Source organism: Pseudomonas hygromyciniae (assembly GCF_016925675.1).
Taxonomy (GTDB): Bacteria; Pseudomonadota; Gammaproteobacteria; order Pseudomonadales; family Pseudomonadaceae; genus Aquipseudomonas; species Aquipseudomonas hygromyciniae.
Window position 1 is genome coordinate 4,217,955 of sequence record NZ_CP070506.1, and the last position, 11,865, is coordinate 4,229,819.

Here is an 11,865-nt window from a genome sequence, read left to right on the forward strand (position 1 = left end):
CTGACCTGCCAATTACTAAAATTACCCTTTTCCCACCCCTCGCCTGGAAAATGGCCATGCGCCCATCGTTTCGGCGTTGTTTTTCCACACGCTCTGGATTGGTACCGACAGCCTGAACTTGATGGTGAGGCTGTGCAATGCCGCAGAATGCTGGAAACCCCGACAGGCTGGGCCTCACAGTCGTTTTTGCGTAGGGTCCGACAGCGACTGGTTGAGCCCTGATATGAACGGTTCCGAAAACGAAAACACCGCCTGCAGTAGGTTTTCACAGCCATAGCCCCCGTAAACCGGGCACCTCGTCTGCGTGACCACTCCCCTACCGCCTTGTGGCGTATGTGCAAGGCCACTGCACTTTTTTGCAAAGCCTTGCACTCTGTGCAATTGCCAAACCTCCCCCCAGAGCCCGCAGCGGGCTTGAGCTGGGGCACCGTTTGCACCCCACTACCCGTTTGCAAAAAAAAGGGACACAAAGCCCGTCGGCGGGAGGGGGATAAGTGCTTTTTCACCGATTTTTTTCTGACCGTTAGGATTTTTCCTTCGACGGCAATAGCCCCCTTGGAAAATGAGTAAGCCGCCCTCACTAACAGAGAGGAGTATCTGAAGGTTCTACGGGAAGCACCTACAGGTTTGAATTGTTAGCAGGGGGATTAATGGACGATCTAGAAACTTACAGAAATGAGATGGCCACCGCAAAGGCGGAGATGGAAAGCTGGCTAAAGAAAAACTTCACGCCAATGCAGGACTTTTCTAGTTATGACGCTGAAGACGAGGTCTGGCGGGATAGCGACGCTGAGATAGACGTAGTAGAAGAGTTAACGGATGAATTCAGCGACAAATACGACGCTCATGTTATCGACACAGTAGCAGGTGAACTGATCTGCGACTACGGTGACTGGGGCGATCCGCAGTTCTAGACTATCAATAGAAAGCCCGCTAGTGGCGGGCTGAAAAAGCACGTATAACAAACGCTTAACTAAGGCATTACAACCTTCTAAAAACCAAACCAAAGAGAAAAATATGAAACTTTCAGGGATCAGAAGTTTTTTAGTGGGGTTGATCACACTACTAGCCGTCGCTAATACTTTGTATTTCTTTATAGCAGACTGGAAACTCCCGAGCGGGTTTAACGAATGGAGCCAATATGGAGCATGCATTACAGCCACGCTATTTCTCTATCTAGCCGTCATACCAATTTACACAAGCCACCTCAAGAAAAACGAAGACGAAAAAAGATATAAAATTGAAAAAGAAGAAGAAGCCAAAATAGCCGAGAACAAAAAACAACAAGCTACCGCTGATGAGAAAATCGCCTTATACCGAAAAGAGGCTAACCGTTTTGTAAGCCAAAACCATATAGAGGGAAAAGAAGCGTTCAAGCAATTCAGGGAAGATTTCTTAAGTGCGATTGAGCCATTTATTGCATCCATAAATGGCCATATTCCCGAAAAACTCAGAAATCAGTATTGTGGCATATCTCAAAGAATGCTGACTGGTGAATACTCCTCTGCAGTCCAGTTCGTCAATGCCACACTTAAAATAATTAATGATTTAGAAGACTTGCAAGAGACTGTACTTTACAAAGGAGACCTTATAGAGGCTCTAAAATTAGAAATAAAACAGGATGAATTACTAGTATTCATGTGCTGGTACATCTCCGAGCTCAGCACTCCCGAGAAACGGGCATCTTTTCGAAGACACAAGTTACTGAATCAATGTGTAATACCGCTACCTAACTCTTCAGTATTAGGTTTAACCGGCCAGGTCGACCTTATGAGAGAAATGGGCGGAAGGCAGCCCTGATTTGCTAGGCAGTAATGGAAGATAAAATCACTTTTAAGCTCTTTGAAGCTAGAGAGTGCGCAACAAATTGTTGGGAATCGGCCGGGTTAGGCTCTTGGCCTGACGTATGGGTGTGTTTGGCCAATTGCGAGTTCATCTGATGCACTAGGTCAAGCAAATCACAAAGCACCTGCAGTACGTTCACGCTCTCAGATCCTAGCCAGGTCTGAGGCGCAACCAATCGCTGACTGACCGACACCACGCTCTCGCGAATCCCTTGGATTCTTTCCACCATATCCCCCCCAACGGTCAGGTTGTGCTTCTGCCCCACCACCAAGTTCAAATCACGCCCGGTCGCCTGATGCAGATCGTCCACCGCCGCGAGACTGGCGGATCCGCCCGACAGCAACTTGAGCGCGCCCAGCGCCTCGATCGTCTTGATACCACCCACTGATTCAGTTGAATGGTCGTCCACCGTCATGGTGTGGCTCTGGAAGCTCTCCATGTTCTGCATCGCCTCCACTTCGCGCTCGATCGCCTTGTCCTGGATCTTGCCGTCAGTTTGGCGCAGCCAATTGCCGTCGGCGTCGACGCGTTGCTGGCAGGCTTCGCTGTGTTGCCACACCTGGTCGCCCTTCGGCACCCGGGGCAGGCTCAGACCGTGGGGCAGGATCTGCGTGATAAAGGGCTTGTGCGGCAGGCCGTAGGCAAAGCTGACCACTACGGTGGTGCCCTCTTCCGGGAAGCCGAACATGCCAGCCTCTTGCCCGCCCATCGGCGCCGGCAACGGCAGGCCAGTCAGGATCGGCAGCGCTGGGTCTGGCTCGCCATCGGGCAGCAGCACTTCCACGTCGACGCCAAAGCGCGGTCGGAAGTCGTCGCACAGGCCAGGCGCGGCCGGCGCATCAGGCACAGCTACTACGCGACCAAAGCGTGGCAGGTGATAGCCACCGGTGAGTTCGGGAAATTGTCGCTCTACGCTGCGACGGATTGCGTCATCCATTTGATCGCCATTTGGTTGCCGGCAAGGGTCACGCTGGTGATCCTCTCGCCCTGGTTGATGGTTGCACCTGGGCGCAGTCCTGGAAGGGCCGCGATCATTGCGCTCTGGTTGCCCTGGTAGCCGTCGAACAGTTCGATCGGCAGTTGCAGCGGTGAGCGGATGCCAAAGAAGCTGTCGGCCCAACTGCCCACAAACACCTCGCCGTCGCCCTGCTGCTGCCAGATGAAGTCGGGAATGCTGAACACGCTGGCCAGGCTGTCCATGGCCAGATAGCCGGCAGCCAGGCTGTAGAAGTACGGGGCCTTGACCTTGGCGTATGCCTTGTCCGGCACCCGGAAACGCAAGCCGGTCTTGTCGCTGACCTCAGCCAGCACGCCCTGTAGGTCGACGTGGCGCAGGTTCAGCGGCATAGGCTGCGACAGGAACGCCGCCAGTTCACGGCAGACCAGAATCTGCTGCACGCTGTTGATGGCCGTCGATCGCTCGACAAAACCAATGAAGTGGCGCTGCAGCGGGCCCTCGTTGTAGCCGACATCGAGCATCACCAGGCCTTTGACTGGGGCGCCGGCCTGGATGGTGAAGGTCGCCCGGCCGGGGCTTTTAATGTCCAGCCGAACTTCATCCTTGATCAGCGGGTAAGGCGTGCCGCCGATCGTCAGTACCTTGTGCAGTTTCATGGTGTGGGTGCCAGCCAGTCGTCGACCTTTTTCAAGGTCCGTTCGAAGCCGCTCAGCTCCTCGGGGTTTCCGGTACCGTCCCCCCCGCCAGCGGCGCCGCCGCCGACCGCAGAGCCCGGGCTGGATTGCGAGGTAACGCCGTTGCCAGCGCGGCGATTTTCCACGCGCTCAGGGTTGGATAACTTTTCAGATAGGGTGAACTGAACCAGCCAGGCGTTCAGCGTGTCGTCTTCCCGGGCGCTCACACCGTCGGAGAACTGCACTTCACGGATCCCGAACGCGGCGGCTGTGTCGTTAACGATGCGATACATTTTGAGCTGGCCACCGCCGGCGGTGGCCTCGGCCAAACGCATCAGGCTGCGCAGTTGCACCTGGTCAACGAAGGGGATCATCAGGGCGACCGTCAGGGTTTTGGGTTTGAAGCCCTTGTGCGCGGTCTGGCTGTTGCTGGTCTGCCCTGACAGATCGTCGCTCTCGATACGCAGGTTGGCCGTAATTTTCAGGCGTTTGCCCATGATCTGCTGGCCGTCGAGTAATAGCGTCATAGGCCGACCAGCTCCCGGACAAAGCTGAGTCCGTCCCGTGAACCTACCAACAGCACGCCGGCGCACAGCACCCACTCATGACCCGGTGCATCACCCTGCAGTAAGGCACGGCGTAACTCGTTGTTATCACCTGGGCCCAGGACTCGCGCACGCATGCTGTGATCGGCGTTGCCGTCTGCCAGCAAGGCTTTCAAGTCATTCAGCTGTTTATCGCGGTCCTGCTGCTGGCCAGCCTTACGCCCCGCGAGTGCAGCCAGGTCGCCCATGGGCGAGCTGTCGGCCGCGTAGCTTTCCAGGACCGCAATCTGGCCGGCCATGGATTGCTTGGCCGCTTTGACCAGCGTGCAGCGCTCCAGTGGCAGCGTAGACCAGCGCGGCAAAGGCCCGGCGCTGGGGATCTCCCACTTTTCGGCCTCCAGCCGCGACAGGTTGCGCGCCCGACGTTCAGCGCGCACCAGGTCAGGGATCGGCAGCAGGGCATTGAAGCGCGCCAGGGTCTCGGCGAACTGATCCAGGCGCGTGCCCAGGAACATGATCGACAGCGCGTATTGAGGACCAGCCGGCCGGCCACTGTCGCTGGCGTCGACCAGTTTGGCAGCCAGTTGCTGCAGCAAGTTCGGCGCAGACAGAAAACGCTGGTGGCCACGGCCCTGCCCTACACCGCTTTGAAATGGGGTCACCGTCAGGCACGCCGGCGTTTCGCCCATTTGCCCAGCCAATGCCGCACGCCCCGCCTCGATCGCGCCTTTGGCGGCATCCCCCCACCGGCCCCGGGTTGGTGCTAGTCATGCCCTCAAGGCCGGCCAGGCGCTGGCTGGTGTTGGCCAGCTCACCGCCGGCAAGACCTTGCGCAACTGCCAGTTCCTCCATCCAGCGGGTCGACTGTTCTGGCCAACGCATATTGATAGGTGCCCAAGTCATAAGGCTGGCTGCTCCCATTTGATGGCCTGCAGCGCGAGCCGATCGCCTTTGTCCAGGGCCTCATCGGCTCGTTGTTTCAGTTCATCCGCGCGCTGCAGCAACTGCATTTTGTACAGCACAAACTCATCGCTAACTTTGCGCAGCTGTTGTGCCGAGTGCAGCACATACGCTTTTACGGCCCACACGTCCCGGCAGGGATACTCCACACTTTTTCCAAGCGACACGGCGCCGGCCAGATTGATCTGGTCAGCCTGCTGGCTGCTATAAAGGTGTCGGGCGCCCAGGGCATTGGACCAAAACCCGCCGGTGATCGACGCTTCACATTCGCGGTTGATCTCACTGGTAACGCGCTGGTGCAGCTTTTTGATTTCTTTAGCGGGGTCATCCGCGCTCCCCGTCGCAGGCACCACGACCGGACGGCCCGTCAACGGAGCCGGGGCTAATTGCATACCTGCCGCCTCGGCCGCTAACAAACTGTCGCGCTCTTCTTCGGTGATCTTGTGAGCCCCCTCATTCAGGCGAAAACCAAAACGCTGGTCCTTTTCAATCCAAGTGGCGTACATGAGGGTTCCTTAAATCGGATCGCCGATCGCCAGCCAGTAGGCCGGCCCGACGTTGAGTGAGGTGGATTCGATAATGGCTTGGTTTTCCACGGTAAAACCGGTGCTGGTGACGCCGATCGGCGTGAAGTTACTAGTGCGCAAATTGCTGAACGTCGGGTACGTCATGTTGCCGATAACCACGGGCTCACCGGAGAACTGCAGAGGGAACGTCACGTTGATGGAGCCGTCCGAAGGGACATTGGCTGTCTTGCCCATCTGCACCAGCTTGAAGCGCATACGGTTATCCGCCCCCCGCGCTGGAATCATCAGGTGGCTGGCGCTGGTGGAGCCCAGCAGGCCGTTCAGCAGGGTGTCAAAGGTGGGCATTTTGTGCGGCGCGCCACCGCTGACCATTTCGGGGATAGTCCCTAAACGCCCGCTGTCCAGCGATTCAACCCAAGGGGCCCAGGTATCGTTTTTCCCTCGCCACCAGGACTTCCCCGCATACACCGGCGTTGCGTAGGGCTCAGCAAATTGCTGCACCACGGTGATACCCGACTCTGACACGTTGCCGCGAACGTACACACGGCAGTAGTAATACTGGTCATCGCCTGGCCCGCCTGGGTTTGTGCCGTGGATAAGCTTGTAATGCAGGCCTTCGTTAACCAGGGAATTCCAATGCGTCGTCGGTGGTTCGATCTCTGAAGAAATACGAAAATGCCGGCTTGTAGCGGCGATCGGACTACCGAAGTCACCCGGAATCAAAGCGTCCAGGACTCCCAGTTCACGAATTTTCTTGGGTTTGCTGCCGGAGACGACTTGGCCGCGCTCATTGACCTTGACCAGTGTGTACGGGCCCTCTGCCGTGCCAAGGTTGAGAGTTTCCATGGCGTTTTTTAACGCCTTGGTACTGGCCAGTACCTCACTGCTATCTGAGGCTGGATCATCACTGATGGCGTTGGGAAGCTTGCCCAACCCCACGTCATCCTTGGTGGTAGCCCGTGCGCGCAGTTTGGAGTAGTCCCCTGATCGAGCGGCGAAGTGCTCCACCAGCGGCCCGTCGATTGGCTCGACCTTGCGCAGGTCAGTAATGGCCCCAGATGCAGACAACTGCGCCAGCGGCACGCAGTAATGACGAGCGCCGGCGCTGTCGGTGTAATCGGATTGGGCAGCGGCAAATACCAGTTTCCAACTTACGACCAGATCACTGAGTTCCCGCTGCAACACGACATCCAGCCAGGCGGTGGTCGGGAAGCTCGTCGGGGTCACAGCGGTCGTCGCGGGATTGTAGAGGCGCACGCCCTCAATGTAGGCAGTACCGCCATTCAGCAAGTAAGTGGCCCCCGATTTGTCCAACTGCAGGCCGGCGCCAAAAAAACAGGCTCGGCCAAAAATGTCACGATTGCTCAGACGCTCGCGCTCATCAATCCCCGCCAGGCGTACCGTAAAGTCGTGCTGCCAGGTGCTGGCATCGATACTGATATTGGTCAGCGCCTGGGCACCGTCGAAAGCCACCAGGAAGTTGCGCGTGATGTTGTTCCCCACCTGGTGCGGCGGGATATACCGGCGCTTTTGCTGCAGCGGAACGTACGCCACCGAAAACAACACGCCGCCGTCGCTCTCCAGGCCTATCCAGTTGAAATCCCAGTCACCCAGGTCGGAGCCCAACTGGCAGCTGTACACCACCTGGTTGGGGTTCACGTAGCCGGCGTTTTCCGCCGGCATCTGGTACACGTGCACGATCTGGCCCGCCGGTGGCTTACCTGCAGCACGGTCAACAGGCGCCTGCGGGTTCAGCCCGGGCACATTGGCAAAGATGAATCGACTGATAACCAGGGGTTGCTTGGCGCCCTGCTGGCGGGCAATAAGGCTTTCGCCTGCGAGGGTGATGTTGGCCATGGAAGGGTTCCTACAGATAGGCAACCAGCGTTTGCTGATCGTCATTGAAGTGAACGGTGGCGGCATGGACGGCCACCGGCGTTAAGGTGATGAAGTCATACCGGCGGCAGGTGCGCCCGTAGTGCTGGATCAGCACGCGTAATAGCTCTGGGTTCTGCGAGAGCTGCGAGTCGGAAAAACGCAGCAGCACCACGTCCCAATCCCGGCCGGCCATCCGCTCGTCAATTTCGACGTAGCCAACCCCAAGGCGCTGCAAAATGCGTTTCATGCCGGCGGTGCTGCCCGCGTCTACCGCGTTGATGAACGCGTATTTCACGCGCAGGCGAAACAGACTTTCAGGCTCGCCCTTGAAGCGGGTTATATCGCGCTGCCAGGCCAGCAGCTCCAGCACGCTGATATGGCAGGTATCGGCATCCATCTGCAGTAACGGCCAGCGCAACCAGCCCTCGACCCTTTCCCACCAGGACTGAGCCGCCGCCTTGAGCTTGGTCAGCTCGGCGCCATCGAGCCAGAAAGGCAGTTCGATCTTAATCATGCAGCAGTACCTCCAAGGTCTGGATCCGCGGAATGTTCAGCTCGCTGATGATGTCGGCCGTGGCGAACCGCAAAGAATCGATCCCCGCAAACTGCTGATGAAGCTCTTCGCCCAGGCGGCTGAATGAAAAGCGCGACTGGGGGTAGGTCAGCGTCGGTTGGAAGTCGCTGGCAGTGCTTTCTCGAAAGGCTGCGCGGACGAACAGCTCGGCGTTTTCCCTGAGTGCTTCACGCTGCTCGACGGTCAGCGTGGAACGCGGCCAGATCTCCAACTTCAGCACGTGCTGGGTTTCCGGCATGACCATCACCAACAAGTCATCGCCGTGGCCATGGTTGCCTTGGTCGCGAATATGCGCGTTGATTTGCTCCAGGTAGGTCGCCGCCGGCACGTCCGCTTCAAACAGCACATAGGCATTGGCGCTGCCTGGGCCACGTGGTGCGCCATGTTCGAAATACACACCATCGGGGCGCACACCAGGAAAGGCGGCGATCATGGCGCGGTATACCGCATCGGTGTGCCACTGGTTGACCGCTGAAAACTGGTTGCGGGTGCGCAAGCGCAACTCGTCGTTGGGCTCAGGATCGGCACCAGGTGTGGTCAACCAACCGTCGCTATTCACAACCTGGGCAATGCCCGGTACCGGAACGGGAAGAATCGCGTAGTAACCCGGGGCCAAATTGAAACCGGCGCCGGCCTCGACCGCTTCGACCGGGATCTGCTGCTGCATCAGTCCGTCAGCGAAAATGCCCACCGCCGTGGTCACTACCTGGTAAACATGGCCGTTAATCGGGGCGGATTGCACCAATGTCCCGGCCGGTACTTCCAGGGCGCCGCCGGCGGCTTCGCGGGTGAACAGCAAAAAACCCTTGGCCTTGGTCGCGCCCTTACGCTCGACGTTGACGGCCCAGGCCTGCATATCGAGCCAGGCGTCTACAGCGGTCTTGACGAAAAAGTTGGGCAGCACCGTGGCCACGAAAAATTCCAAGATCCACAGCACTGGCTTGGTCACCAGGGCGCGCACCACACGCCAGAACGGCGAATAGGCGCTGGTGTTGCTCAATTTGCTGCCCTGGGCGGCCACCTCTTTTTCCCACGCCTGCAGGAGCCCCGCCTCGGTCGTGGGAATGCCGGCGTCGGCCAGCGCCTGCTTGAAATCTACGTCGCTCACAAATCCACCTCAATATCGCCGAATTTCAGGGTTGTCGCCGTGACCAGGTACTGGCCTGGCTGCAGCTGGGTGATCTGCGCCGTGCCCGGTACCAGGCGTTCGTCGGCCTCCACCAGCAGTTCCAGTTGTTGGATACAGTCGCGTTGCTTGAGCCGATCGCGCTCGGCCACCAGGGTGACCAGCAGGCCGCTGTCGCGGATCATGTGAGCGATGTCCTGGGCGATGCTGGCCCGGTCATCGATCAGCAGCGGCTGACGCGACGGATCCAGCACCAGGTCATTGCCGACAATCAGAAGATCGATGTATTCGCTCATCCGCCCACCGACATGGCGACCATGTTTTCCATCTCCAGGGAGGTCATAGGCTTGCTGTTGTGGATCTCGACTTTCTCCACGTGCATGCCCTTGTTCTGGCTGCTGTTGTTGTTCTGGATGCTGGTCAGCAGTCCGCCCTGGGGCACGGCGTTGGGCCGCGCCGGCGACAGGCTTGGAATGGCCGCGTTGATGGTCTGTTGGGCCCGCTGCGCCGCTGCAGCGCTGTCCATGGTGTTAACGCCAATGTCGGTACCGGGCACCTCGGGCATGGCGCCAAAGCGGGTTTCAATGTCGACGCCGGGGATCTTGTTCAGCATCTCGATCAGACTGTTGATGGCCGTATGAAAGATCGCCACGATCCCGTCCCATGCGGCCTTGGCCATCCCTGACCAGCCGCCCATCGAGGCGAACCAGTCCGACAGTGCGGTGAGCTGGTCGCTGACCCACTTGAACGCCTCGCTGTTCATCAGCGCGGCCGTCCACTCGTCCCAGTACACAACGGCGGCGACCACCGCCGCGACCAGGGCCAGAACGCCAATCACGACCCACACCACCGGGTTGGCCAGCAGTGCCGCGTTGACCAGCCAGATCGCGCCCTGCCACAACATCATTACGCCGCGCACCAGGCCAAGCACCGCGGTCAAGCCGTAAACCACGGTGATATAGGTCAGCATGATCAGCTTCTGCATCAGGAACACGGCGGTGGTCCGAAGGCTGATCATCTGCACCACTTTCCAGACCGTCACCATGGCCAGCCAGGCCATACGGCCGGCGCCCACCGCGAAGGTCAGCAAGGACATGACAGCGATCAGAGCCAGGATCGTCAGCGTGACGATGCCGATCACCCGGGCAATGTTGGGGAACATCTGAGTCCAGCGAGTCATGGTGCCGGCAATGCCCGATAGCTTGGCCATCAGCGGCGTCAGGATAGGGATCAGCGCCTGGCCGAAGGCAATACGCAGCGCCTCGACTGCAGCACCGAACTGCTGCCAGGGGTCGACCATGGCCATTGCCATGTTCTGCGCGTCCTCAAGGCCGCGCACCTTGCCCAGCTTGTCCATGCCGTTGCGTAGGCGATCGGTGTCCTTGGCCAGGGAGCTGATCACCTGGGCGCCCTCCCCGCCGAACGCTTCCATCAGTTTGGCACTGGCCGACGCGCTGGTCAGATCGCCCAGTTTGCCCTGCAGCTTGTCCATGATCTGCAGCATGGGCAGCGCTTTGCCGTTGGAGTCGGTGAACTTCAGGCCCATTTTTTCGGACGCAGCGCCCAGGTTCTCGAAGAACGCCTTGTAGCGCCCGCCGGCGTCGCCGCCTTCCATGGTGCTGCTCAGCGAACCGATTACCGCGAACTGCTCGGCAATATCGACGCCGGCAGCGGTCGCGATGGAACCTACTTCCTTAAAGGCGTCCTTGAGCTGGGCGCCGTCGGTGCGGAACAGCTGCACAGCCAGGGCAGTCTGCCCACCGAGTTTTTCAACCCATTCGCCCTTGCCCATGGCGTCAGCCTGGCCTTTGAACAGGTTGTACATGGTGCCCACGTAGGCGCCCATGGTCTCGGCGTCGGATTTGGTGGCCTTGGCCAACAGGTTGCTGGTGTTCGTGAAGGTGGCCAACTGGCTGCCGGTCAGCCCCTTGATTGCGCCCTCAATGCTGTAGGCAGACGCCACAAAATCCCGGGCGTTCTCGCCATAGTTCACCGAGAACTCAAGGGCCTTTTGATTCAGCGCGGTTAGCGCGTCTTCGGCCACACCCAATGATTTGACCTCGCCCAGGGCGCGGTTCATCTCCAGCGCCGGCTGCAGCGACTCGTTGATGCCGACGAAAGCGCCCGTCACACCGGCCAGCCCCATGCCCATGGTCTTGATGTTCTTTTCGCTTTGCTCGGTCAGCTCGGAAAAGCCCATCTTCACCTTGCCCAGGGGCGCGGTGACCTTGTCGGTCAGGGCCAGGATGAAGTCCAGGCGGGCGCTACGATCGGCCATGTGGTTCCTATCCGTTCAACGCACGGGCAATGCCGCTTGCAACGGCAAATTCCATGCGTTTCCAGTGTTCGTCTTCCAGCCACTTGGCCGTGCCCATGTTTTCAATGCTGGGCTCGGCGCCTGGTAGCCAACGGTTGGTCAAGGCCAGTAACTGGCCCAGGCCGTCTTCGGTCAGGCGGTCAGCGTGCTCAAGGGCTTTTTTACGATGATCTCGACGTCGGGCGCGTACTCCTCGAGGAGCGCGCCGGCCACCTGCATAGTCATCACCGGGTTGGCCAGCAGCTCACGCAGACCGGCTTTTTCAGCCGGCAGCACGGTGCTGCTCAGCAGGTTGAAAGACGGTGCGACCTTGTTATTGGCGGTCATGGCGTTGAAGTACTTGGTCACGTCCTGGGGCGTCAGGGTGAAGGTGAATTCCTTGGTGCCGATTTCCAGGGTGATTTCGCGGGCTTGGGTCTGGCTCATTGTTCGTATCCGTTGTGGTGGTTTTTTTAAAGGCG

Annotated in this window: 13 protein-coding genes and 1 pseudogene; 2 read left to right on the forward strand and 12 right to left on the reverse strand. The window is 58.9% G+C overall.

Annotation, left to right across the window (positions count from 1 at the left end; all coding sequences use genetic code 11):
• The first annotated feature begins 650 nt into the window (after positions 1 to 650).
• Together JTY93_RS18710 and JTY93_RS18715 are read left to right on the forward strand one after the other, a co-directional pair.
• The gene (locus tag JTY93_RS18710; protein ID WP_205477258.1) at positions 651 to 914 is read left to right on the forward strand and encodes a hypothetical protein; all 264 of its coding nucleotides are present in this window, start codon (positions 651 to 653) and stop codon (positions 912 to 914) included.
• A 103-nt stretch (positions 915 to 1,017) separates the two neighbouring features.
• Positions 1,018 to 1,800, forward strand: a complete 783-nt coding sequence (locus JTY93_RS18715) for a G protein-coupled receptor family protein (protein ID WP_205477257.1) — start codon at positions 1,018 to 1,020, stop codon at positions 1,798 to 1,800.
• 4 nt (positions 1,801 to 1,804) lie between these two features.
• Here JTY93_RS18715 and JTY93_RS18720 read toward each other — a convergent pair whose 3' ends face one another.
• The 12 genes and pseudogenes from JTY93_RS18720 to JTY93_RS18770 all read right to left on the reverse strand — a co-directional run bounded on the left by JTY93_RS18720 (position 1,805) and on the right by JTY93_RS18770 (position 11,830).
• Complete coding sequence (locus JTY93_RS18720) at positions 1,805 to 2,782, reverse strand: hypothetical protein (RefSeq protein ID WP_205477256.1); 978 nt, start codon at positions 2,780 to 2,782, stop codon at positions 1,805 to 1,807.
• Complete coding sequence (locus JTY93_RS18725) at positions 2,755 to 3,459, reverse strand: hypothetical protein (RefSeq protein WP_205477255.1); 705 nt, start codon at positions 3,457 to 3,459, stop codon at positions 2,755 to 2,757. The genes JTY93_RS18720 and JTY93_RS18725 overlap by 28 nt, the downstream gene beginning before the upstream one ends.
• A complete protein-coding gene (locus tag JTY93_RS18730; RefSeq protein WP_205477254.1) occupies positions 3,456 to 4,004 on the reverse strand; it encodes a baseplate complex protein in 549 nt (182 codons plus the stop codon). The genes JTY93_RS18725 and JTY93_RS18730 overlap by 4 nt, the downstream gene beginning before the upstream one ends.
• Positions 4,001 to 4,925: pseudogene (locus JTY93_RS18735) on the reverse strand (hypothetical protein). Before JTY93_RS18735 ends, JTY93_RS18730 begins: the two are co-directional and overlap by 4 nt.
• Positions 4,922 to 5,488 (reverse strand): DUF4376 domain-containing protein, encoded by a 567-nt coding sequence (locus JTY93_RS18740; RefSeq protein ID WP_205477252.1) that lies wholly within the window; start codon positions 5,486 to 5,488, stop codon positions 4,922 to 4,924. Before JTY93_RS18740 ends, JTY93_RS18735 begins: the two are co-directional and overlap by 4 nt.
• A 9-nt stretch (positions 5,489 to 5,497) precedes the next feature.
• Entirely contained in the window at positions 5,498 to 7,366 is a 1,869-nt protein-coding gene (locus JTY93_RS18745) for a phage tail-collar fiber domain-containing protein (protein ID WP_205477251.1), read from the reverse strand.
• Positions 7,367 to 7,376: 10 nt separating this feature from the next.
• Positions 7,377 to 7,901 (reverse strand): phage tail protein, encoded by a 525-nt coding sequence (locus tag JTY93_RS18750; RefSeq protein ID WP_205477250.1) that lies wholly within the window; start codon positions 7,899 to 7,901, stop codon positions 7,377 to 7,379.
• Complete coding sequence (locus tag JTY93_RS18755) at positions 7,894 to 9,069, reverse strand: baseplate J/gp47 family protein (protein ID WP_205477249.1); 1,176 nt, start codon at positions 9,067 to 9,069, stop codon at positions 7,894 to 7,896. The genes JTY93_RS18750 and JTY93_RS18755 overlap by 8 nt, the downstream gene beginning before the upstream one ends.
• A complete protein-coding gene (locus JTY93_RS18760; RefSeq protein ID WP_205477248.1) occupies positions 9,066 to 9,383 on the reverse strand; it encodes a DUF2590 family protein in 318 nt (105 codons plus the stop codon). The genes JTY93_RS18755 and JTY93_RS18760 overlap by 4 nt, the downstream gene beginning before the upstream one ends.
• Entirely contained in the window at positions 9,380 to 11,365 is a 1,986-nt protein-coding gene (locus JTY93_RS18765) for a phage tail tape measure protein (RefSeq protein ID WP_205477247.1), read from the reverse strand. The genes JTY93_RS18760 and JTY93_RS18765 overlap by 4 nt, the downstream gene beginning before the upstream one ends.
• 7 nt (positions 11,366 to 11,372) lie before the next feature.
• Positions 11,373 to 11,513 (reverse strand): DUF6890 family protein, encoded by a 141-nt coding sequence (locus JTY93_RS29630; RefSeq protein WP_032900077.1) that lies wholly within the window; start codon positions 11,511 to 11,513, stop codon positions 11,373 to 11,375.
• 23 nt (positions 11,514 to 11,536) lie between these two features.
• On the reverse strand, positions 11,537 to 11,830 hold the full coding sequence (locus JTY93_RS18770; protein WP_068932248.1) for a putative phage tail assembly chaperone: 294 nt from the start codon (positions 11,828 to 11,830) through the stop codon (positions 11,537 to 11,539).
• Positions 11,831 to 11,865: the final 35 nt, after the last annotated feature.